This window comes from Devosia sp. P3_B2, assembly GCF_056402875.1.
In genome coordinates this window covers 158,779-179,935 of record NZ_JBFUGO010000001.1, presented here as the reverse complement: position 1 = coordinate 179,935, position 21,157 = coordinate 158,779, and the positions used below count along the sequence as shown (strand labels likewise).

General features: G+C 67.2%; 19 protein-coding genes. 10 read left to right on the top strand and 9 right to left on the bottom strand.

The window, feature by feature from the left end:
* Window positions 1-71 precede the first annotated feature (71 nt).
* From AC1DV8_RS00920 to hemC, 4 genes are read right to left on the bottom strand one after another with little or no spacing between them, the layout of a single operon-like run.
* Window positions 72-1,463, bottom strand: coding sequence for a heme biosynthesis HemY N-terminal domain-containing protein (locus AC1DV8_RS00920; protein ID WP_477156137.1), 1,392 nt, complete (start codon window positions 1,461-1,463; stop codon window positions 72-74).
* Entirely contained in the window at window positions 1,460-2,752 is a 1,293-nt protein-coding gene (locus AC1DV8_RS00915) for a COG4223 family protein (protein WP_477156136.1), read from the bottom strand. The genes AC1DV8_RS00920 and AC1DV8_RS00915 overlap by 4 nt, the downstream gene beginning before the upstream one ends.
* A 27-nt stretch (window positions 2,753-2,779) precedes the next feature.
* A complete protein-coding gene (locus AC1DV8_RS00910) occupies window positions 2,780-3,502 on the bottom strand; it encodes a uroporphyrinogen-III synthase (protein ID WP_477156379.1) in 723 nt (240 codons plus the stop codon).
* Between the two features lie 15 nt (window positions 3,503-3,517).
* Window positions 3,518-4,453, bottom strand: a complete 936-nt coding sequence (gene hemC, locus AC1DV8_RS00905; RefSeq protein WP_477156135.1) for a hydroxymethylbilane synthase — start codon at window positions 4,451-4,453, stop codon at window positions 3,518-3,520.
* Between the two features lie 70 nt (window positions 4,454-4,523).
* On the opposite strand from hemC, the gene tsaD reads away from it, so the two are divergent.
* The 5 genes from tsaD (at window position 4,524) to AC1DV8_RS00880 (ending at window position 7,790) form a co-directional block, all read left to right on the top strand.
* Window positions 4,524-5,582, top strand: coding sequence for a tRNA (adenosine(37)-N6)-threonylcarbamoyltransferase complex transferase subunit TsaD (gene tsaD, locus AC1DV8_RS00900; protein ID WP_477156134.1), 1,059 nt, complete (start codon window positions 4,524-4,526; stop codon window positions 5,580-5,582).
* The gene (locus AC1DV8_RS00895) at window positions 5,572-6,540 is read left to right on the top strand and encodes an NAD(P)H-dependent glycerol-3-phosphate dehydrogenase (protein ID WP_477156133.1); all 969 of its coding nucleotides are present in this window, start codon (window positions 5,572-5,574) and stop codon (window positions 6,538-6,540) included. The genes tsaD and AC1DV8_RS00895 overlap by 11 nt, the downstream gene beginning before the upstream one ends.
* On the top strand, window positions 6,540-6,833 hold the full coding sequence (locus AC1DV8_RS00890; RefSeq protein WP_477148322.1) for a YciI family protein: 294 nt from the start codon (window positions 6,540-6,542) through the stop codon (window positions 6,831-6,833). The genes AC1DV8_RS00895 and AC1DV8_RS00890 overlap by 1 nt, the downstream gene beginning before the upstream one ends.
* A gap of 2 nt (window positions 6,834-6,835) precedes the next feature.
* Window positions 6,836-7,261 carry an EVE domain-containing protein gene (locus AC1DV8_RS00885; RefSeq protein ID WP_477156132.1) on the top strand — a complete coding sequence of 142 codons (426 nt, stop codon included), beginning with the start codon at window positions 6,836-6,838 and terminating at the stop codon, window positions 7,259-7,261.
* A gap of 103 nt (window positions 7,262-7,364) precedes the next feature.
* Window positions 7,365-7,790, top strand: coding sequence for a DUF1761 domain-containing protein (locus tag AC1DV8_RS00880; protein ID WP_477156131.1), 426 nt, complete (start codon window positions 7,365-7,367; stop codon window positions 7,788-7,790).
* Here AC1DV8_RS00880 and AC1DV8_RS00875 read toward each other — a convergent pair.
* From AC1DV8_RS00875 to AC1DV8_RS00865, 3 genes are read right to left on the bottom strand one after another with little or no spacing between them, the layout of a single operon-like run.
* Entirely contained in the window at window positions 7,787-8,188 is a 402-nt protein-coding gene (locus AC1DV8_RS00875; protein ID WP_477148325.1) for a PIN domain-containing protein, read from the bottom strand. The genes AC1DV8_RS00880 and AC1DV8_RS00875 overlap by 4 nt on opposite strands.
* Window positions 8,175-8,411 (bottom strand): AbrB/MazE/SpoVT family DNA-binding domain-containing protein, encoded by a 237-nt coding sequence (locus AC1DV8_RS00870; protein ID WP_477148326.1) that lies wholly within the window; start codon window positions 8,409-8,411, stop codon window positions 8,175-8,177. Before AC1DV8_RS00870 ends, AC1DV8_RS00875 begins: the two co-directional genes overlap by 14 nt.
* 55 nt (window positions 8,412-8,466) lie before the next feature.
* Window positions 8,467-8,658, bottom strand: coding sequence for a DUF1674 domain-containing protein (locus AC1DV8_RS00865; RefSeq protein ID WP_477148327.1), 192 nt, complete (start codon window positions 8,656-8,658; stop codon window positions 8,467-8,469).
* 95 nt (window positions 8,659-8,753) lie between these two features.
* Between AC1DV8_RS00865 and htpX the strand changes: the two genes are divergently transcribed.
* From htpX to purH, 4 genes are all read left to right on the top strand, one after another.
* Window positions 8,754-9,740 carry a zinc metalloprotease HtpX gene (gene htpX, locus AC1DV8_RS00860; protein WP_477156130.1) on the top strand — a complete coding sequence of 329 codons (987 nt, stop codon included), beginning with the start codon at window positions 8,754-8,756 and terminating at the stop codon, window positions 9,738-9,740.
* A gap of 4 nt (window positions 9,741-9,744) precedes the next feature.
* Entirely contained in the window at window positions 9,745-11,043 is a 1,299-nt protein-coding gene (locus AC1DV8_RS00855) for an RsmB/NOP family class I SAM-dependent RNA methyltransferase (RefSeq protein WP_477156129.1), read from the top strand.
* Between the two features lie 81 nt (window positions 11,044-11,124).
* Window positions 11,125-12,759: a heparinase II/III family protein gene (locus AC1DV8_RS00850; protein ID WP_477156128.1), complete on the top strand. Its 1,635-nt coding sequence runs from the start codon at window positions 11,125-11,127 to the stop codon at window positions 12,757-12,759.
* Between the two features lie 69 nt (window positions 12,760-12,828).
* Window positions 12,829-14,418, top strand: coding sequence for a bifunctional phosphoribosylaminoimidazolecarboxamide formyltransferase/IMP cyclohydrolase (gene purH / locus AC1DV8_RS00845; RefSeq protein ID WP_477148331.1), 1,590 nt, complete (start codon window positions 12,829-12,831; stop codon window positions 14,416-14,418).
* Here the strand turns inward: purH and AC1DV8_RS00840 are convergent.
* Window positions 14,415-15,350: a LysR family transcriptional regulator gene (locus tag AC1DV8_RS00840; protein ID WP_477156127.1), complete on the bottom strand. Its 936-nt coding sequence runs from the start codon at window positions 15,348-15,350 to the stop codon at window positions 14,415-14,417. The genes purH and AC1DV8_RS00840 overlap by 4 nt on opposite strands.
* A gap of 95 nt (window positions 15,351-15,445) precedes the next feature.
* Here AC1DV8_RS00840 and AC1DV8_RS00835 point away from each other — a divergent pair, with 95 nt between their 5' ends.
* Window positions 15,446-16,339: an NmrA/HSCARG family protein gene (locus AC1DV8_RS00835; RefSeq protein ID WP_477156126.1), complete on the top strand. Its 894-nt coding sequence runs from the start codon at window positions 15,446-15,448 to the stop codon at window positions 16,337-16,339.
* Between the two features lie 2 nt (window positions 16,340-16,341).
* On the opposite strand, the gene AC1DV8_RS00830 is transcribed toward AC1DV8_RS00835, so the two are convergent.
* Window positions 16,342-21,117, bottom strand: a complete 4,776-nt coding sequence (locus AC1DV8_RS00830) for an NAD-glutamate dehydrogenase (protein ID WP_477156125.1) — start codon at window positions 21,115-21,117, stop codon at window positions 16,342-16,344.
* Window positions 21,118-21,157: the final 40 nt, after the last annotated feature.

The following is a 21,157-nucleotide window of genomic DNA, read 5'->3' as shown; positions in this document are numbered from 1 at the left end:
GCGCCGATGCGGGGTCTAATACAAGCGAGCGCTGTCACGCGCAAGAGAGCACAGACACGCTCTTTCGCCGCTTACCCCTCAGGGAGCGTGAGCGGCCCGCCCTGTGGCTTTTCGGGCTCAGCCGGCGCCGGTGCAGGCGCGCTCTCGGGCAGCGCCGGTGTCGTCCCGGTGCGCGTCGCCACGGCACTGGTCGGCACCCGCCACTCGAACGCATCGAGCTTGCCGGTCACCGGTGACAGCGGTTCCCACTCCTCGGCGGTAATGCCGTCGGCGGTCCACACCGGATCGCGCGGCGCCCGCACCGCCCGGTTCAGCCAGTCGCGCGCCTTGCCCTTGTCGCCGGACTGTCCGTCCTCGATCTCGGCCATCAGCAGGCACACCGCCTGCGACGGGTTGGCGTTCGAGTAGCCAGCCAATGCCTGCCGGGCGACCACCCAGTCGAAGGCATCGATCGCCGCCCGCGCCAGCACCAGCGCGCTGGCCTTGTTGGGCGGCGGGGTGTCGATCAGCTCGTTGACCCGCTTCAGCCGGTCGACCGCGGACACACCGGGCACCGAGTTGGCGAACAGCGTCGCGATATCGGGGTGCGAGGTGGCGCGCCACACCCGGCGGAGCAGGCTCATCGCCCGCCGTGCCTCGCCGCGGTTGGAGTAGATGCGCGCCGCGATCAGCGCCGCCGGCACGAAATCCGGCTGCAGCTTCAGCGCCGACAGCGCGTGCTCCAGCGCCGCATGCGGGTCGGTGCCTTCGGCGAGCTGGGCTCGCGCCGCTTCGACTACGGCCTGGCGACGGCGCTTGCGGGTTTTTTCCTCGCGCGTCACCGCCTGCTCATCGGCGATCATCCGGTAGGCGTCGTCCCAGCGGCCATTGCGGGTGAGGTCGTCGAAAACCGCCTCGCGCGCCCACGGCGCCTGCGGCGAGATGTCGATGGCCTTCTGCGCGAAGGTCAGCGCAGCGTCGGGCCGCCCCTGCTGCCGCGCCTGGTCGTAGAGCCCCGAAAGGGCCGCAAGCGCGGTCTTGCGATTGGTGATCAGCGCCCGGTAGTGCTCGCGCGCCGAATGCATGTCGCCCAGCGCCAGGTCGGCGCGGGCTTCGAGCAGTTGGGCCGCCGCGTTGCGCGGCAGGTTTCCGCGAGCGTCGCGCGCCAGCTGCCGCGCCCGGTTGGCGTCACCGGCCTGCAGCGCAATGAACCCGTCCGACAGCGCCATGTAGCCGGCATCCTTCCGCCGCTCCCGCGATTGCCGAGCGATGTAGTAGGGCGCCGCGATGATGCGCTTGACGATGCCCCAGATGAGGATGATCAGCACCACTGCCGCCACCGCGAGGAAGGCGGCGACGCCCAGCCGCGGCTGCATGCGGAAATCCAGGAACTCGATGGTGAGCGTCCCCGGCAGGCCGATCAACCAGGCGATGCCCGCGGTGACCAGCAGGCTGACGATGAGCCAGTAGGCGAGCCGTATCACGGAGTGGCCTCCGCCGTCGGAGCTAGGGCCCGGCTACGCAACTCGGTCATGAAGTCTTCCGCTGCGGCAAGCTTGACGATATCTGGTCCGGCAGTCGCGGCGCCGGCCTGCATGGCCGGCGGCAACTGCCCGAGCAGTTCGGCGGCGGCCTTGAAATCATGCCGTCCGACTGCGCCTTCGAGCCGCGAAACGATCGCCTCCGGACTATCCCCCGGCACCTCGCCCACCGGACGCAGGGCCAGAAGCCCCTTCATCCACTCGAGCGCATCCTCGCCCATGTCGCCGCTGCTGACTGCGGCACGACCGGCGAGCACGTTCGGCACCTCGGCGGTAAACCGCGCCGCCACAGCGTCGGGGCGCGGCAGCCCTTCAGCGGCGGCCGCCTCGACCGCCCCCGGCACCGTCAGGTCCGGCAGCAGCGCCTTCAATCCTGCGAGCTCGGCCGCAAACGGCCGGCCGTTGCCGATGGCGTTTTCGAGCCCCGACACGACCAGCGGCAGCCGCACCGCCGGACCGATCTCCGCTCCGCCCAGCGTCTGGTTCTGTGTCGAAATCGCCGTCTGCGTCGCGTCGACCTCGCCCTTGAGCGTGGTGATCGCCCCGTCGGTGGCACCAACCCGCTGGTCCAGAGTCGTCAGCTGCGTGCGCAACTCGGCGATCCCCGCTTCGATCGTGCGGATGGTCTCGGCCAGCGCGGTCGCATCGGCTGTCGAGGCGCCGGCGCCGATCGCCGTCACCCGGTCCTCGAGACCCTTCAACTGCGCCTCGATCGGCGCCAGGTCCACCGGCGCGGCAGCGGCGGGCAACGCCGCGATCGACTGCCGCACCTCGTTCAAACCGCCATCGAGCTGCGTGATGGTCGCATCAAGACTGACCTGGGTGCGCTTGCCCTGCTCTTCCAGCGCCGCAAGGCGCGTCTCGATCTCGCTGAGGCTGCTGTCCGTCGCATCGAGCCGCGCCGCGGGATCGGCGATCACCGGCCGCTGGTCGGGCAGCGGCAGCCAGTTGCCGAGCCCATAGACCAGGCCCGCACCAAGCAGCCCGCCAGCCACAGCCGCGATCGATATGGCGCTCCACGGCATGGCCAGTCGCGCCTGCGGACGTGGGGGCGGTGGGGGCGCCGGACGTACCGGCTCTTCAGCCGCCTCAGGGATCGCCTCCGCTGCGGCTTCTACCGCAGCCTCGGCCGCCTTGCCGCGCGCCGTCGTTGCGGCAGCCGGCTTCTCGGCCTCCCGCGCCTTCAGCTCGATGACCGGCGGCTTGACGGGCCCCGACTTGCGTTCAGCCATGCGGCAATTCCTCGATTGTTCCGGTCATCATGGGTTTTGGTCGCGCGCAAACGACAAGGCAAGCCCCATCATCGCCTCTTCGCTGGGATGGTCGGCCAGCCCGACCCGCACGAAATGGGCATCGAGCAGTGGCGCGGCAACTGCCTCGGACAGGCAAAGCACGCCGAACTGCGCGCGCAGCGACCTGTCGAGATCGCGCTCCACCAGGCGCACGAAGGTCTGCGCCGTACGTTTCGAATAGAACAGCGCTGCCTCGATCTCGCCGTCGCCCAGCCGTCCCACCATGCCCTCGGGCAGCGTCACTACCGGGTTCATCGCGTAAACTTCTGCGGTGATCACCATCCGCCCGAACGGCGCCAGCGATTTGCCGAGATCGGCCGACATATCGCGCGCGGCCGGATAGAAGATCGGCCCGACGAGCGGCGCATGGACCAGAAGCTCTGCGAGATCGGCGAAGGCGCCCTGCGCGCTGGTCACCTCGGCAAAGCCGAGTTCGCGCGCCATCGCCGCGGTGCGGTTGCCTACGGCGTAGAGCGGTAGCTCGAGATATCGGGCGAGCACCCCGCGCTCATCGAGCGCCCGCAGCGCATTGGAGCTGGTCACTGCGATCGCGGCAAAACCCTTGGGATCCGGCAGGCCCACCTCGAGCGTCTGGTGCACCAGCAGCGGGCACGCCACGCCCTCGATACCGAGCGCACCCAGCCTTGCGGCGGTATCGCTCGCGTCGGGGTCTGGCCGGGTCACGAGCATCTTCAAGTTACGCGCCTATCCTTTGAATTGCCGTTGGAATTCCGGCCCGGCCTGTTCCAGCAGCCTCGCACCCAGTTGCGTTCCGAGTTTGGCGGCATCGGCCGCCGCACCCTCCACCGTGCCGCGATAGAACTCGCGTCCATCCGGGCTGAGGATTTCGGCGGTCAACCTGCACGAAACCCCATTCAATTCGGTAAACGCGCCGATCGGGGTTCGACAGGATCCGTCGAGCGTTGCGAGCAGCGAACGTTCGGCCGCGATGGTGGTTGCCGTGGCGGCGTGGTTCAGCACGGTCACCAGCTCAGCCGTCCGCGTGTCGCTCTCGCGGATTTCGATGCCGATGGCGCCCTGCGCCGGCGCCGGCAGGAACTCGAGTGGGTCGAGATAGGCGGTGATCTTGTCCGCCTTGCCCAGCCGGTTGAGCCCGGCCACCGCGAGCAGCGTCGCATCCGCCACGCCCGCCGCCAGCTTGGCAAGCCGCGTGTCGACATTGCCGCGGAACGGCACGACTTCGAGGTCCGGCCGCAACCGCAGCATCTGCGCCGCTCGCCGGATGGACGAGGAGCCGAGCTTGGCTCCCTCGGGCAGTTCGGCAACGCTCCCGTATTGCAGCGACACGAACGCATCGCGCACATCCTCACGTTCGAGAAACGCGGCCAGCATCAGCCCTTCGGGCAGGAACGACGCTAGGTCCTTGCTCGAGTGCACGCCGAGATCCACCTCGCCGGCGTCAAGCGCCGCCTCGATCTCGCGCGAGAACAACCCCTTGCCGCCGGCTTCGCTGAGCGGCCGGTCGGTGAGCTTGTCGCCGCTGGTGGTGATGACGCGGATCTCGATCCGCTCGGGCGCCACGTCATGCGCCTCGGCCAGCAGCCGCTGCGTCAACTGTGCCTGGGCCAGCGCCAGCGGCGAGCCCCTGGTCCCGATGCGAAGGAACGCGGCCGATTGCATTTCAGTTCATACCTATTGTAGGCCAAAGCCGGGCTGGGCTTACCCCTTAGATAGGTAGCGGACAAGTTTGATGAGAGTGCTCGGCATCGAAACCAGCTGCGACGAAACCGCCGCCTCGATTGTCGAGCGCGATGCCGGAGGGCACGCAACGATCCTCAGCAACATCGTCCGTAGCCAGTTCGAAGAGCACGCGCCCTATGGCGGTGTCGTCCCCGAACTCGCCGCCCGCGCCCATGTCAGCTACCTCGACCACATCATCGAACGCGCCGCCAAGGCCGCCGGGATGGAACTGAGCGAGGTCGACGCTATCGCCGCCACGGCCGGTCCCGGGTTGATCGGTGGCGTGCTGGTCGGCTTGACCACCGCGAAAGCGATCGCCGCGGCGCTCGGCAAGCCGCTGATTGCGGTGAACCACCTCGAGGCGCATGCGCTCACCGCGCGGCTGACCGATGGTCTCGCCTTCCCCTACCTGATGCTGCTGGTCTCCGGCGGGCACAGCCAGTTTGTCCTCGTCCGCGGCGTCGGCGACTACGAGCGCTGGGGCACCACCATCGATGATGCGCTGGGCGAAGCCTTCGACAAGGTGGCAAAGCTGCTCGGTCTCGGTAACCCCGGCGGCCCGGAAGTCGAGAAGATGGCGGCAAAGGGCGACCCACGCCGCTTCAACTTCCCACGCCCGCTGCTGAAGGAGGACCGGCTCGATTTCTCCTTCTCCGGCCTCAAGACCGCCGTCCGCCTCGCCGCCGAGCAGCATGCGCCGCTGACCGACCAGGACGTCGCCGACATCTGCGCCAGCTTCCAGCGCACCGTGGCCGAGATCGTCGCCACCCGCGCCCGCTCTGCGCTGCAGAAATACGCCACGGAGTTGCCCGGGCAGCCGCTGCGCCTCGTCGTCGCCGGCGGTGTCGCCGCCAACAAGGCGATCGGTTCGGCCTTGCGCGAGGCTGCCGACAAGGCCGGCGCGACGCTGGTCATCCCGCCCATCCCGCTTTGCACCGACAACGGCGCCATGGTCGCTTGGGCTGGGGCCGAACGGCTGGCGCTCGGAGCGGCCGACGCGCTGGATTTCTCTGCCAAGGCCCGCTGGCCGCTCGACAGCGCCGACATGGGCCTGACCCATGCGGCTTGACCGCGTCGCCATCGTCGGCGCCGGTGCCTGGGGCACCGCCCTCGCACAAGCCGCAGCCATCGCCGGCCGGCAGGTGACGCTGGTCGGCCGCGATCCGGCGGTGATCGACGACATCAACCGCAACCATCGCAACAGCGCCCATCTCGGTGCGCAAACCCTGTCGAGCCGCGTCACCGGATCGCTGATCTTGCCCGACGCCGACCTGGTCATCCTGGCGGTCCCCGCGCAGGCGAGCCGCGCCGCCCTCAAGCCGATCGCCGCGGCATTGGCCCATCTGCCTGTCGTCCTTACCGCCAAGGGACTCGAGCACGGCACGCTGAAACGCCAGAGCGAAGTCCTCGCCGAAGTCTCCCCCACCGCCATTCCCTATGTGCTGAGCGGCCCGAGCTTTGCCGCCGACGTTGCGGCCGGTCGTCCCACCGCCGTCACCCTCGCCGGCGACGACCCTGAAGCCACCTCCGCCGTGGCGGCCGCACTCGCAGGCCCCACCTTCCGTCTCTATGCCGCCGACGACCGCCTCGGCGTCGAGCTCGCCGGCGCCCTGAAGAATGTCTACGCGCTGGGCTGCGGCGCCGKCGACGGCGCCGGTCTCGGGGCTTCGGCCCGCTCGGCGCTGCTTGCTCGCGCCTTTGCCGAACTCACCCGGCTGGTCGTCCGCATGGGCGGCAGCGCCTCGACATTGACGGGCCTTGCCGGCCTCGGCGACCTGACGTTGAGCTGCACCTCGACCCAGTCGCGCAACTACCGCTACGGCGTCAGCCTCGGCCGCGGCGAACCGGCCGGCACCGACCTCGCCGAAGGCGTATTGACCGCCCCTGTGGCGAAGGCGCTCGCCGACCAACTGCGCATCGACGCCCCGCTGATCGATGCGGTAAACCTGCTGATCGAGGGCAACACCTCGATCACCGCTATCGTCGCCGGCCTCATGTCGCGGCCGCTCAAGAGGGAAGAAGACTGATGCCGTTCTACTCGATCGTCGCCACCGATAAGCCCGATGGCCTCGAGCACCGCATGGCGGTCCGCCCCGAGCACCTGAAGCACCTCGACAACCTCGGCGACAAGCTGGTGATCGCGGGCCCATTCCAGACCGAGGAAGGCAAGGCCACCGGCAGCTTCATGGTCATCGAGGCCCCGGATCTCGCCACCGCCACCTCGCTCTACGAGCAGGATCCGTTTATCAAGGAGGGCGTGTTCCAGAGCTACGAGATCAGCCGCTGGGCGCTGACCATCAACAAGAGTGCGGGACGCTGAAAATGGCCTACTGGCTGATGAAATCCGAGCCGGACGTCAATTCCTACGATGACGTAGTGAACCGCGGCGTCCCCGAGGAATGGCATGGGGTGCGCAACTACACCGCGCGCAACTACATGAAGGCGATGCAACTCGGCGACGAGGCGTTCTTCTACCATTCCAACATCGGCAAGGAGATCGTCGGCATCATCAAGGTCGTGGCTCTCGCCCACAAGGATTCGACCGCCGAGCCGAACGAGAAGGGCAACATCGTCTGGGAATGCGTCGACGTGCTGCCGGTGAAAAAGCTCCCGAAGCCGGTGACGCTCGAGACCATCAAGAAGACCCCCGAACTCGCCAACATGGCGCTGGTGAAGCTCTCCCGCCTCTCCGTCGGCCCGGTCACCGAGGCCGAGTGGAAGCTGATCTGCAAGATGGGTGGGTTGTAGGCGCCGTTACACCTGGTGCGTGCCGCCCCCGGCTTCGTTGGCGAACGCGGGCAAATCACCGTAGAATCCCCTTGCCGCACCTGGCGGCTGAGGGGGAACAACTATGACGCATTTCGCAGTGAACTGGCTGGCGGTGGTCGTCGCCATGGTCGCCAGCATGGCGCTTGGCTTCGTCTGGTACATGGCGCTGTCCAAGCAGTGGCTCGCCGCCCAGGGCAAGCGCCGCGAAGACATCAACCAGGCCGACTGGACGCCCTATGCCTGGTCGGTCGTGGTGCAACTGGTGATGGCCTACTTCATCGCCCTGCTCACCCCGGTGATCTTCGACGCCACCAATGTCACCACCGGCATTCTCTGCGGCGTCCACATGTGGCTGGGCTTTGTCATCACCTCGATGATCCTCAACCACCGTTACCAGGGCGCCAAATGGAGCCTCACCCTGATCGACGGCGGCTACCTGCTCGGCGTGCTGATCGTCCAGGGCGTTGTCATCGGCCTGTTCGGCGGCCCGGCACCGGTCGCGGCCTAACTGAACGGATTCACGATGTGCAGGCGGCCAGCGATCAACTGGCCGTGCTGCATGTCTTCGGAATAGAGGGTGGTGCAACCGGCTTCGAGGGCTGATGCAACGATCGTGGCATCATAAAAATGCAGCATATAGCGCTCGGCCAAGGCCAGCGCCCGACGGTGAGTGTCGACGGTCAGCGGATGTACCTGAAGCAGGTTGCTTATGAAGTCCACTGCTTCGGAAATCTCGTCCCAGTCCATCCGCATCTTCGAGCGCGCGACGTTGGCAAACTCGTTGAGCACCTGGACGCTGACGTTTCCGCCCGCTTCCACGATTTCTGCAGCTCGGCCCGACCGCGTGGAAGCCTGTATCGAGAAGTAGACGAGGATATTGGTATCGAGGAAGCTAGCGCCTGGCATTCGCTTCTTCGCGATTGAACCGATAGTCCTCTGGCAGACGATCCTTCAGGATCTCCCGCAGTCGCTCAACGCGCTCGCGGCGCGAGGCAAGCCGCAGCAGTTCGATCCCGTTGATATCGGAAGGCCGAAAGTCAACCTCGTCGCCCTCCTTGAGACCGAGCCTGCTGGCCACATCCATGGGAATGCGGACCGCAAGGCTGTTTCCCCATTTCGAAATCTTCATTTGGCACCTTTATGATACACATATAGATCCTGTATATCATAGCTGCCGCCGAAGATCAAAAGTCCGCCGTTAGTCCCTTGATCTCCCAGTCGCCGTAGCGGGCGGGGTCGAGGCCGCCGCGGCCGCCTTTTTCCGCTTTGCTGGCGGCTGCCTTGTCGTCGATCGCCTTGCGCCGCGCTTCGGCTTCCGCGAGGGCGCGTTCGGCGGCTGGAGTCAGGGGCTTTTGTGCACTGGTTTCGTCGCTCATCGCATTACCGTTTGGTGAGGTTCCCTTGCCGGGAACCTTCCGCCGTCCCATTTATTGGGCCAGGATAACCAACCGAGGTACAAGACTTAACCGCAATGCTCAACTTCCTCCGCACTTCCGTGCTGCTCGCGGCGCTTACCGCCATCTTCATGGCGGTGGGGTACTTCGTCGGCGGCCAGAGCGGCATGTTGATCGCCTTGGGTTTTGCCGTCGTCACCAACCTCTTCGCCTACTGGAATTCGGACAAGATGGTGCTGCGCATGCAGAACGCCGTCGAAGTCGACCCGCGCACCCAGCCTGACCTCTACAACACGGTCGAGGCACTGGCGCAGCGCGCCGGCATCCCCATGCCCAGGCTCTACGTGATCAATACCGAGCAGCCCAACGCCTTCGCCACCGGCCGCAACCCGCAGAATGCCGCGGTTGCCGTCTCGGCCGGCCTGCTGCGCTATCTCGAGCCGCGTGAAGTCGCGGCGGTGGTGGCACACGAGCTGGGGCATATCCGAAGCCGCGACACGCTCACCATGACCATCACCGCGACTGTTGCCGGCGCCATCTCGATGCTGGCGCAGTTCGGGCTGTTCTTCGGTCGCGGCAACTCCCGCGACAATCCACTGGGCCCGATCGGCGTGCTGATTGCCGTGATCGTCGCCCCGATCGCCGCTGCTTTGGTGCAAATGGCGGTCAGCCGCACCCGCGAATACGAAGCCGACAAGGATGGCGCCGAGATCTCCGGCGACCCGCTGGCGCTGGCCTCGGCGCTGAACAAGATCAGCCAGTTGGCGCAGCGCACCGTCAACGTCGCGGCCGAACGCAACCCGGCCCAGGCCCACATGTACATCTTCAATCCGCTCAGCGGGAAGCGCATCGACAACCTGTTCTCGACCCACCCGGCAGTCGAAAACCGCATCGCGCAGCTGCAGCGCATCGCCTCCGATATGCAGGTCGATCGCACCGGCCGCCGCGCCGCGCCGCAGGTCACGCCGGCCGATGCCATCCCCCGCAATACCGGCGGCGGTTGGCGCGTCCCCTCGACAGGCTCGAGCGAGAATGGCAATAGCAGCCGCGGACCGTGGGGCTGAGCGCTTGAAGAAACAGAAAAATCCGCCGGGGCTGAAGCTCCGGCTTCTCGCAGCCGAGCGGCTCGACAAGGTGCTCAAGGGGGCGAACTTCGCCCCCTTTTCAGTTGCCGAGATCGAAGATGGTCGCGATCGCGCGCTGGCCAACCGGCTGGTCACCACGGCGCTGCGTCGCCATGGCCAGATCGACCTGATGATCGCCCGCTTCCTCGATCGCGGCATTCCGAAGAAGTCCGGCCCGTTCGAGGCCATCCTGCGGCTGAGCCTCGCGCATCTGGTGTTCCTGCCCGAACTGGGAGACCACAGCGCCATCTTCCTCGCAGTGGAAGCCAGCAAGCGCGACACCAAGAGCCAGCATCTGTCCAAGCTGATGAACGCCGTGCTGCGCCGCGCCCAGGGCGAAGCCCATTCGCTCCGCCACCTGCCGCATCAGGCGCTGTTCCCCGCCACTCTCGGCCCGCTCTGGCGCGACACCTATGGCGAGGACGCGCTTGAGGACTTTGCCGACGCGCTGCTCGACGGTGCCCCGCTGGACCTGACGCTCAAGGCCATCGATCCGGAGCTGATCGACAGCCTTGGCGCCTCCGCCGTCATCGCCGACACCGTGCGTATCGGCGAACGCGACAAGCCGGTGGAGGCCCTGCCCGGCTTCGACACCGGCCGCTGGTGGGTGCAGGACGCCGCCGCAGCCATCCCCGCCCGGCTGCTCAAGCTTGCTCCCGGCGCCCGCGTGCTCGATCTCTGCGCTGCCCCCGGCGGCAAGACCGCGCAGCTGGTGAATGCCGGCTACGCCGTCACCGCCATCGATAGCGAGCCCGATCGCGTGGCCCGTATGGCGCAGAACCTCGCTCGCCTGAGCATGACGGCCGAAACCGTCACCGCCGACGCGCTGGCCTGGGAGCCGGCGCAGAAGTTCGACGGCATCCTGCTCGATGCGCCCTGTTCGGCCACCGGCACGTTCCGCCGCCACCCCGAAGTCATTTGGCATCGCGATGCGTCCGATATCGCTGGCCGCGTGGCGCTTCAGCGCCGGTTCATCGAGCGCGCCCTAACCTGGCTCAATCCGGGCGGCCTGCTCGTTTATTGCGTCTGCTCGCTCGAGCCGGCGGAAGGCGAGGAGCAGGCGCGCTGGCTGCTTGGTCGCGACGATGTCGTGGCCGAGCCGATCGGCGCCGACGAACTGGTCGGGCTGCCGGATGCCGTCACCCCTGACGGCTTCGTACGAACTGCGCCGGGTATGCTTGTTCCTGGGGATAAGGGCGGCACGCTCGACGGGTTCTTCGTTGCGCGCGTCCGGCGCCGCTAGGATAGTGTCACCGGCCCTTGGCAAGCTCTCCGCGCGGGCCTATCAGAGCCCGCCGGCCAAAACGTATGTGAGGACGTAGACTTGGCACATTCGCTGCGTTTCCTCGCACGCCGCACGTTGTTGTCCGCGGCCGACCATATCGTCACCAATCCGCTCATCCGCTGGACCTGGACCGGCCCGAGCAATGACGACCTGATCGGCGCGCTCGCCGAGTTCCGGCCGACCGACCGCGAAACCGTTCTCGAGATGATGCAGGGCCGCTACCTGCTGGCATCCAAGCTCGTCGACACGCACGGCGTTTCGCCCTTCTCGCTCGATGTCGATCACGACGACTGGCAATACGACCTGCAGGCCTTCGCCTGGCTCCGCCACTTCCGCGACGCGCGCACCGATGAGGAACGCCGCTTCGCTCGCACCCTGACGCTCGACTGGATCGGCCGCGACGGCCATTTCAACCGTGACGCCTGGGGCCCGGCGCTCACCGCCCGTCGCGTTCTCAACTGGCTGCGGCACTACAACATCCTCATCGAGGGCGCGACGCTGGAGCAGACCCAGCAGATCGGCCGCTCGCTCTCCACCCAGATCTCGTCGCTGAAAGTCCGCAGCCTGCTCGCCACCGATCCGGTAGACGCGCTGCTCGTCGCCATCGCGCTGGTCGGGGTGGCGCTTTGCTCGGACCGGCCCAATGCCGAGGTCGAGGCCCGCGTCCGCAACGTGCTCGACCACGTCGACGCCCAGATCGACGAGGACGGGCTGCACCGCAGCCGCTCCGCCAAGATCCAGATCCAGTTGCTGGTCGAGCTGATCACCATCAAGCAGGCGCTGCGCCGCGACCACGAGCAGGCCTCGAACGATCTCGACGAACTGACCGAGAGCATGCACCGGGCGCTCGATGCCATCTCGCTCGGCACGGGCGAACCCGCCTATTTCAACGGCACGGGCCAGATGGCGCACGACCTGATCGTTGCCGTACAGGCGCAGAGTGCTGCGCGCGCCCGCCAGACCGGCACCGCCGGCGGCTATGGCCGGCTGATCGCCGGCCGCTCCATCGTCGTCGCCGATTCCGGCCTCGTCGCCGACCCGGAGTTCACCGCGCACGCCCATGCCAGCGCGCTGGCCTTCGAGTTCAGCCACGGCCGCGACCTCGTCGTCTGCAATTGTGGCCCGGCCCCGTCCGACTATGACGACGCGCTGCTGTTCCGGCAGGGCATCGCCCACTCGGCGCCCACCATCAACGCGTTGTCGGCCGCCGCGATCGCGCCGTCAGGCCCGCTCGCCGGGCGCTTGCTGCCGCTCGGCCGCCCCAGCGAGATCGAAGCTCGCAGCGCCGACGACACGCTGATCATCACCGCCCACGGCTATGCCGAGCGCTTCGGCGTGACGCTGGAGCGCCACCTGACGCTGCTCGCTGAGGGTAAGACGCTGGTCGGCCAGGACCGCTTCGTGCGCCACCGCAACCGCGTCTCGGGCGCCGCCGCCATCCGCTTCCACCTCGCCCACCAGACCGAGGTGCAAGTGACTGACGATCTCGTCCGCCTCCGCCTCAACTCCGGCGCGGTCTGGACCTTCCTCTGGGAGGGCGCCGACATGCGCGTTGAGGATAGCGTCCGCCAGTCGGCCTATTTCGGCTTCCACCGCACCAAGCAGTTGGTGCTGGAGACGCTGGTTGCCGACGCCAACGAGGTCAGCTGGATTTTTACCCTCGAAGAGAACTGACGCCGGTTCCCTTCTGCCGCCTCCCGTGCTAGCGAGCCGCCAACTCAACACATCGCGGGAAATCAAGGCATGTCCGACGGCAAGGTGGTTCCGGTCAAACGCGCGCTGCTTTCTGTTTTCGACAAGACCGGCATGGCCGATTTCGCCAAGGCGCTGGCCGGGCTCGGCGTCGAGCTGGTGTCGACCGGCGGCACCCACAAGCTGATCGCCTCGACCGGCGCCGCTGTCCGCGACATCTCCGATCTCACCGGCTTTCCCGAGATGATGGACGGCCGGGTGAAGACGCTGCACCCCAAGGTGCATGGCGGCCTGCTCTCGGTGCGCGACAACCCCACCCACAAGGCCTCGATGGACGAGCACCAGATCGGCGCCATCGATCTCGTGGTGGTGAACCTCTACCCGTTCGAGGAAACCATCGCCAAGGGCGCCTCCTACGACGAGACCATCGAGAACATCGATATCGGCGGCCCGGCGATGATCCGCTCCGCGGCCAAGAACCACGCCTATGTCACTGTCATCGTCGACCCCAGCGACTATGACGCGGTGCTGGAGCAGATCCGCCAGACCGGCGGCGTGCCCTACGACATGCGCCAGCGCCTCGCCGCCAAGGCCTATGCCCGCACCGCCGCCTACGACTCGGTGATCTCGAGCTGGTTCGCCAAGACCCTCGACTATGCCGAGATGCCCTATCGCAGCTTTGCCGGGCGTTTGAAGGAAGTGATGCGCTACGGCGAAAACCCGCACCAGTGGGCCGCCTTCTACACCACCGGCGAGCAGCGCCCCGGCGTCGCCACCGCCCGCCAGGTGCAGGGCAAGTCGCTGAGCTACAACAACCTCAACGACACCGATGCGGCCTTCGAGCTGGTCTCAGAGTTCGACCCCAAGGTTCCCGCCGTCGCCATCATCAAGCACGCCAATCCGTGCGGCTTCGCCACCGGCGCCTCGCTGATCGAGGCCTATCACTTGGCGCTGCGCACCGATCCGGTCAGCGCCTTTGGCGGCATCGTGGCGCTTAACCAGACCATCGACGCAGCCACCGCCACCGAGATCGTCAAGGTGTTCACCGAGGTGATCGTGGCGCCCGACGCCACTGAGGAGGCAATCAAGATCGTCGCCGCCAAGAAGAACCTGCGCCTCTTGCTCACAGGTGCGCTTGCCGACCCCAAGGCCGGCGGCCTGACGGTGAAATCGCTGGCCGGCGGCCTACTCGTCCAGGGTCGCGACGATCGCAACGTCGACGACACCGAGTTCCGCGTGGTGACCAAGAAGGCCCCGACCGAGGCCGAACTGCGCGACCTGAAGATCGCGATGAAGGTGGCCAAGCACGTCAAGTCGAACGCCATCATCTACGTCAAGGACGGCGCCACAGTCGGCATCGGCGCCGGCCAGATGAGCCGGCTCGACTCAAGCCGCGTCGCCCACCGCAAGGCTATCGACGCCGCCGAAGCCGCCGGCATCGAGGGCGCCCTCACCGCCAACTCCGTGGTGGCCTCCGACGCCTTCTTCCCGTTCCCCGACGGCATGCTCGCCGCGGTCGAAGCCGGCGCTACCGCCGTCATCCAGCCCGGTGGCTCGATGAACGACCAGGCGGTGATCGACGCTGCCGACGCAGCCGGCATCGCCATGGTGATGACTGGGATGCGCCACTTCCGGCACTAGGCAGCAGGCATTCCCAACGCATCCGGCGCGCAGTTTTCGAGCGCCGCCGCCCGGCTCAACCGCTCGGCGGCGAGCTCGACGAACGCCTTGACCGCCGGCGACAGGTGCCGGCTCGACGGATAGAGCGCGTAGACGCCGCCCACGGCCATCGCATAGTCCGGCAGCACCCGCTGCAGCCGGCCTTCGGCAATGGCGGGCGCCGCGGCGGAGGCAGGCAACTGCGCGATGCCGAGACCCTTGAGCACCGCCGCCGTCGCGATCTCCATCGTGTTGGCAGCGATACGGCCGCTCACGGCCACGGTCTGCGGCCCATCGGGCCCCTCCAGCACCCATTGCGCGCCGGCGATCGACCGTCCGGCAATGATGCAATCGTGCAATCTGAGGTCCGCCGGCTGTTCCGGCGTTCCTCGTTTGGCGAGGTAGTCGGGGCTCGCGCACAGCACCTTGTGCGACGCGCCGAGCTTGCGCGCCACCAGCGTCGAATCCGTCAGCGAACCGGTGCGGAAGGCGACATCGATGCCCGCCTCGACGAGGTTGAGCTTGTCGTCGGTGAGCAGCAGCTCGACACTCGCCTTGGGATAGGACTCGAGGAACTCGAACACCGTCTGCCCCAGGAAGAACCCGGCGAAGCCGACCGGCGCCGACACCCGGATGGTACCCGAGGGCTCGGCCCGCGCTTCGGCGAGCTGCTCGTTCGCCGCCTCGATGGTCCGCAGCGCCGCACTGCTCTGCTCGTAATAGAGCCGCCCTGCATCGGTCGGCCGCAAGCTGCGGGTGGTCCGGTGCAGCAGCCGCACCCCGACCTGCCGTTCGAGTTCGGCAACCCGTCGGCTGACGCTCGTCTTGGGCAGGCCAAGCAACCGGGCCGCCCCGGTGAAGCTGCCGGCCTCGACCACCCGGGCGAAGATCGCAACGTCGTTCAGGTCCACCATTGTAGCTCCCAGCGGTACGATGTTTCCTGACTATAGCTCGTTGTAGCGCAATCCGTCAGTACCGAAATCTCCGGGACCAAACTCGGAGATCGAAAATGACAACCAAGAAAACCGTCCTCGTCACCGGCGCCACCGGCCAGCAAGGCGGCGCCGTCGCCCGCGCCCTGCTCAGCAGGGGTCACACCGTGCGGGCGCTGACCCGCAACCCCGATGCGGCAGCTGCACGCCACCTCGCCGCCGCTGGCGCCGACATCATTGCCGGTGATTTCAGCGATCCGGCCTCGGTCGAACGCGCCGCCAAAGGCGCCGACGCGATGTTCGTCGTCACCAGCTTCTGGGGCAACGGCCCTGAACTCGAGACCCAGCAGGGCATCGCCGCAGTCCACGCCGCCAAGGCGGCCGGCATCGGTCACCTGGTGTTTTCCTCTGTCGCCGACGCCAACAAGGCGACGGGCATCCCGCATTTCGAGAGCAAGTATCGGGTCGAGCAGGCGATCACGGAACTCGGCATTCCCCATACGATCGTGGCGCCCGTCGCCTTCATGGAGAATGTCACGGCACCCTGGGGGATCGAGGCGCTCCGCAACGGCGTCTACGCCTTCGGGCTGCCGTCCGCGCGGACTAATCAGCTGATCGCCGTCGCCGATATCGGCGCCTTCGTCGCGGCGGTGATTGAACGCGGCGCCTCGGTGTTCGGCAAGCGCTTCGACATCGCCGGCGACGAACTCTCCGGCACCGACCAGGCCGCAATCCTCTCGCGCACCACCGGCGGCCCGGTTCGCTACCAGGAAATCCCGCTGGCGGCGGCGCGGCAGCAGGACCCCGAGAGCGCCATCATGTTCGAATGGTTCGACCAGGTCGGCTACGATGTCGACATTCCGGCCCTGCACCGGGCCTTCCCCGAGGTCGCCTGGCACTCGTTCGAGGCCTGGGCGCAGGATGCCGACTGGTCGATCCTCAACCCATCACCGCAGGCCGTGAACGGCTGACGTCAGACGCTCCGCGCCAGATCGCCGAGCAAGCCGGCGGCGACCGAGAGGCGAGATACCGTCATCTCGCCCTCGGTGAGCCCCTGCACCGCATCTGCAACCCGCGCGATTGCCTCCGGCTGCGCACTGCGCCAGGCGGCAAGCCGCCCATCCACCGCACCGGTGCCGAGGCTTAGCGCATCGACGGTGAGGTCGCGCTGCGCCCGCAGCAGGTTGGCCAGCGCCCGGTCGAGCGCCATTCGGTCGAACTTGTCGGCAAGGACGATGGCGTTGCCCTGCTCGACGATACGGCCGAGCTTGAACGTGTCGAGCACACCGAAGAACGCCACCGCAGCATCAGCCACCGGCGTCCGGGTCTTTTCGGCCACCAGCACGATATCGGTCCCTAGCGACAGCACCGGCAGTTCAGCGAAGCGCCGCGCCATCTCGCGGCTCACCCCGGCCGCTTCCAGCCGCGTTGTCCGCTCGCCGATGGCGTGCTCGAGATACGTGCCCAACAGGCCGGTGATCATCGCCCGCACCTGCGCGATGCCATCCTGGTAGCGATCGACCAGCGGTCGCAAGCCGTTGTCGAACCGCCCGTTCCTCAGGAACCACAGCGTCTCGCGCTTCAACAGCGCCTGCACCTCGGCATAGAGCCTCAGTTGCGTCTTGCCCGGCACCGTGCCGTCGAGCCCATCGATGTCGCGGTTGAAATCGGGCGTACCGTAGACGTCTCGCGCCGCCGCATAAGCGGCCGCCACCTGCCCGGCATCGGCGCTCGACGCCGTCATCATCTCATTGACGAAGCCCGGCCCGCCGCGATTGATCATCGCATTCGACAGCACCGTGGCGATCACCTCGCGCCGCAGCCGGTGGTTGGTGACCGTGTCCTCGAACGTCTCGGTCAGCCGCTCCGGGAAATAGCGGTAGAGCTCGCGCCCCAGATACGGATCGTCCGGCACGCCGGTCTTCAGCAGGTCCGCATTGGCGACGTTCTTGGCGTAAGCCAGCAACACCGCCAGCTCTGGCCGGCTCAGCCCCTTGCCGCCCTGCGCCCGATGCCGGAGTGCCGCGTTGTCAGGAAGGAACTCCACGGGCCGGCTGAGTTCGCCCGCCGCCTCCAGCGCCTCCATCAGCGACAGGTGCTCGGGGAATGCCGCGAGCCCACGCGATTCCTCGACGCTGAGCGCCAGCGTCTGCAGGTAGTTGTTCTTCAAACAGAGCGCCGCCACCTCGTCGGTCATCGAGGCAAGGAACTCGTTGCGCACCGGCGTCGTCAACTGCCCGGTCCGCGTCAGCGCCCCGAGCGCGATCTTGATGTTCACTTCGAGGTCGGACGAGTTCACACCGGCCGAGTTGTCGATCGCGTCGGTGTTGATCCGCCCGCCCTTCAGCGCGTATTCGACCCGCCCCAGCTGCGTCACCGCGAGATTGGCGCCTTCGCCCACCACCAGCGCGCGGATCTCGCCGCCGGCAATCCGCACCGCGTCATTGGCCTTGTCGCCGGCCTGCGCGTCGCTCTCGGCGCTGGAGCGCACATAGGTGCCGATGCCGCCGAACCAGAGCAGATCGACATGCGCCTTGAGGATGGCGCGGATCACGTCGTTCGGCGCCACCGCGTCGGAGTTGAGCCCCAGTGCCTTCCGTGCCTCAGCGAACAGGGCCACCGTCTTGAGGCTGCGCGAGTAGACCCCGCCGCCCTTCGAGATCAGCTCGGCATTGTAGTCCTGCCAGCTCGAGCGCGGCAGCTGGAACAGCCGAAGCCGCTCCGCCATGCTGACCGTCGGATCCGGATCGGGATCGATGAAGATGTCGCGATGGTCGAACGCCGCGATCAGCCGCGTCTCGGGCGATAGCAGCATGGCATTGCCGAACACGTCGCCCGACATGTCGCCGACGCCCACCGCGCTGAACGGCGTGGTCTGGATGTCGCGATCCATCTCACGGAAATGCCGCTTCACCGCCTCCCAGCCGCCCCGCGCGGTGATGCCCATCTTCTTGTGGTCGTAGCCAGCCGAGCCACCCGAGGCGAAGGCATCGCCGAGCCAGAAATCGCGACCCACCGCGATCGCGTTGGCGGTGTCCGAGAAACTCGCCGTGCCCTTGTCGGCGGCGACGACCAGGTACGGATCGTCGCCATCGCGCCGCACCACATCGGGGGGCGGGACGATGGTGTCGACTTCGAGGTTGTCGGTGACGTCGAGCAGCGTCGAGACGAATATCTTGTAGCAGGTGGTCCCCTCGCGCATCACCGTCTCGCGGTCAGCGCCGACCGGCGTCTGCTTCGGCACGAACGCGCCCTTCGCGCCCACCGGCACGATAATGGCGTTCTTCACCTGCTGCGCTTTTACCAGCCCCAGCACCTCGGTGCGGAAATCTTCCGGCCGGTCCGACCAGCGGAGGCCACCGCGCGCGATCGGCCCGAACCTGAGGTGCAGCCCTTCCACCCGCGGCGAATAGACGAAGATTTCGCGATAAGGTTTCGGCTCCGGCAGCGCATCGACCTTCGAACAATCGAACTTCAGCGCCAGCGCCGGTCGCCGCGATCCGCTCTGGTCGCGCTGATAGGCATTCGTCCGCACCACCGCTTCGGTGAGGTTGAGATAGCGCCTGAGGATGCGGTCCTCGTCGAGCGAGGTCGTCGCCTCGACCGCCGCATTGATGATGTCGCGCGCCTCGCTGGTCGCCCGCTTTCGATCGCCGGCGAAATGCGGATCGTTCTCGGCGTGAAACAGCGTCACCAGCGCCGCCGACACATCGGCATGTCGCGCCATCACGCCATTCAGGTAGTCGCGCGAGTATGGGATGCCGACCTGCTTCAGGTAGCGGGTTAGCGCCCGTAGCACCTCGACATCATCCCAGCTGAGCCCCGCCCGCATGGTCAGTTGGTTGAGCCCGTCGCTCTCCGCCTCGCGCCGCCACACGGCGAGGATGGCGTTCTCGATCTGCTGGCCCAGCACGCGGTCGTCGAGGTCGAGCCCATCATCGGCCTCGAGCAGCATGTCGTGGACGAACGTCTCGGCCCCGTGCAGCGGCTTCACCGTAAAGGTGTCCTCGTCGATCACCCGGAAGCCGAAATTCTCCAGCATCGGCACGCGGTCGCTCAGCGCGATCGGGCTGCCCTGATGGTAGACCTTGAGCCCCATGGCGCTGCGCCCCTCGCGCGCCCCGAGCCTGAGCGCAATCGCCCGCTCGTCCGGCAACACCCGGATCACCGCGATATCGGCGAGCGCGGCTTCGGCGGAGTGCACCGCCTGGTAATCCGGCGGGAACGCATCGAGGTAGTCCGCGATGGCCGCCGAATCCGGCGCCGCTGCCACCAGCCTGTCGCCAAAGGTGCGGATGCGCTCGGCAACGCCCTGCTCCAGCTCCTCGCGGAGCGGTGTGGGCGTTTTGCCGCCGTTGCGTCCGATGATGAAGTGCACGCGGACCAGCTCGCCCTCGGGGAAGCTCGGGTAGAACGCCGAAACCCGTCCCTCATAGACCTCGGCCAGATAGGCGCCGATCACCGCCCGCACGTCGGAATCGTAGCGGTCGCGCGGCACGAACACGAGGATCGAGACGAAATTGTCGAAGCGGTCGATGCGGCTGAGCACCCGCACCCGCGGCCGGTCGACGAGGCTCGCGATGATTGTCGCGAACTCATAGAGCTGCGGCTCGGAGATCTGGAACAGCTCGTCGCGCGGGAAAGTGTCGAGCGCGTTCATCAGCGCCTTGCCGGCGTGGCTCTGCGGGTCCTGGCCCGCTTCCTTCAGCACCTCGGTGATCTTCTTGCGGATCAGCGGCACGTCGGTGTTGGGCGAGGCCAGTGACATCGAGGTGAAGAGCCCGACGATACGAAGCTCGCCAGAGATGGCGCCTTCCCGGTCGTAGAGCTTCACCCCGACGTAATCCATGTAGGTGCGCCGGTGCACCCGCGACCGGATATTGGCCTTGGTGACCATGATCGGCGCCGGCTCGGCGAGGAACGCGAAATGCTGTTCGGTCATCTCGACATAGTTCGGACCCGAACGCAGGAACAGCACGCGGGGGTCCTCGAGGATCCCCAGCTCACTGTCATGTACCGGCACCAGCTTGGCCGGGATCGTTACCCCATCGGCCTCGCTGCCCGGCTCCAGCTTGTACTCGCGCATGCCGAGGAAGGTGAAGTTGTGCTCGGCCAGCCAGCCGAGGAAGTGCATCGCCTCGGCCACCTGCGCCGGCGGCGCCTTGGGCGCATGGGCGTGCCAATCGGCCATCGCCTTCTTCACCCGCGCCAGCATCGGCCGCCAGCCGGCAACTGCGCGGCCGACATCGGTCAGCGTGTCGTCGATCTCGCCCCGCAGCGCCTCGCGCTGGACGATATCTGCCAAGGGGTCGATCTCGACATGAAGGAAACTCTCGAGCCGGCTACCTGGGGTCGGGACTTCCAGCACCCGATAGGTCGCCGGGTCGAATTGCAGCACCGGATGGGTGATGAAGCGGATCACCCCGCCGCGCGCCCGGATTGCTGCCAAGACGCTATCGACGATGAACGGCATGTCCGCCGAGAACACCTCGACGATCTCGGCGTCGCCCGGTTTCTCCGGTGGCACCACGTAGACGTTGTGGCTCGCAAGCTCGCGCTTTCCCAGCCGGCCGTAGGACTTGCGAAACGTCGCTTCCAGCGCCTCCGCGGAGTGCATCGCCAGGTCTTCGGGGTCGGTCGCCTCGGCCACCGTCTTCAGAAACCGCGCAAAGCTCGGCTCCGATGATTGGTAGCCCTGCGCCCGCGCGATCAGTTCCGCACGCGTGTCGACAGCCGCCGCCTCATTCATCGCCCAACTCCCCGTCCCCTCGGTCCCCTGACTCTGCGTC

What these genes read in the sequence shown, in the direction of transcription:
- AC1DV8_RS00915 (WP_477156136.1), bottom strand. Translation starts at nt 2,752, where the DNA reads ATGGCTGAACGCAAGTCGGGGCCCGTCAAGCCGCCGGTCATCGAGCTG.
- tsaD (WP_477156134.1), top strand. Translation starts at nt 4,524, where the DNA reads ATGAGAGTGCTCGGCATCGAAACCAGCTGCGACGAAACCGCCGCCTCG.
- AC1DV8_RS00890 (WP_477148322.1), top strand. Translation starts at nt 6,540, where the DNA reads ATGCCGTTCTACTCGATCGTCGCCACCGATAAGCCCGATGGCCTCGAG.
- AC1DV8_RS00835 (WP_477156126.1), top strand. Translation starts at nt 15,446, where the DNA reads ATGACAACCAAGAAAACCGTCCTCGTCACCGGCGCCACCGGCCAGCAA.
- hemC (WP_477156135.1), bottom strand. Translation starts at nt 4,453, where the DNA reads ATGCAATCGGCCGCGTTCCTTCGCATCGGGACCAGGGGCTCGCCGCTG.
- AC1DV8_RS00885 (WP_477156132.1), top strand. Translation starts at nt 6,836, where the DNA reads ATGGCCTACTGGCTGATGAAATCCGAGCCGGACGTCAATTCCTACGAT.
- AC1DV8_RS00840 (WP_477156127.1), bottom strand. Translation starts at nt 15,350, where the DNA reads ATGGTGGACCTGAACGACGTTGCGATCTTCGCCCGGGTGGTCGAGGCC.
- AC1DV8_RS00830 (WP_477156125.1), bottom strand. Translation starts at nt 21,117, where the DNA reads ATGAATGAGGCGGCGGCTGTCGACACGCGTGCGGAACTGATCGCGCGG.
- AC1DV8_RS00865 (WP_477148327.1), bottom strand. Translation starts at nt 8,658, where the DNA reads ATGAGCGACGAAACCAGTGCACAAAAGCCCCTGACTCCAGCCGCCGAA.
- AC1DV8_RS00875 (WP_477148325.1), bottom strand. Translation starts at nt 8,188, where the DNA reads ATGCCAGGCGCTAGCTTCCTCGATACCAATATCCTCGTCTACTTCTCG.
- purH (WP_477148331.1), top strand. Translation starts at nt 12,829, where the DNA reads ATGTCCGACGGCAAGGTGGTTCCGGTCAAACGCGCGCTGCTTTCTGTT.
- AC1DV8_RS00910 (WP_477156379.1), bottom strand. Translation starts at nt 3,502, where the DNA reads ATGCTCGTGACCCGGCCAGACCCCGACGCGAGCGATACCGCCGCAAGG.
- htpX (WP_477156130.1), top strand. Translation starts at nt 8,754, where the DNA reads ATGCTCAACTTCCTCCGCACTTCCGTGCTGCTCGCGGCGCTTACCGCC.
- AC1DV8_RS00880 (WP_477156131.1), top strand. Translation starts at nt 7,365, where the DNA reads ATGACGCATTTCGCAGTGAACTGGCTGGCGGTGGTCGTCGCCATGGTC.
- AC1DV8_RS00870 (WP_477148326.1), bottom strand. Translation starts at nt 8,411, where the DNA reads ATGAAGATTTCGAAATGGGGAAACAGCCTTGCGGTCCGCATTCCCATG.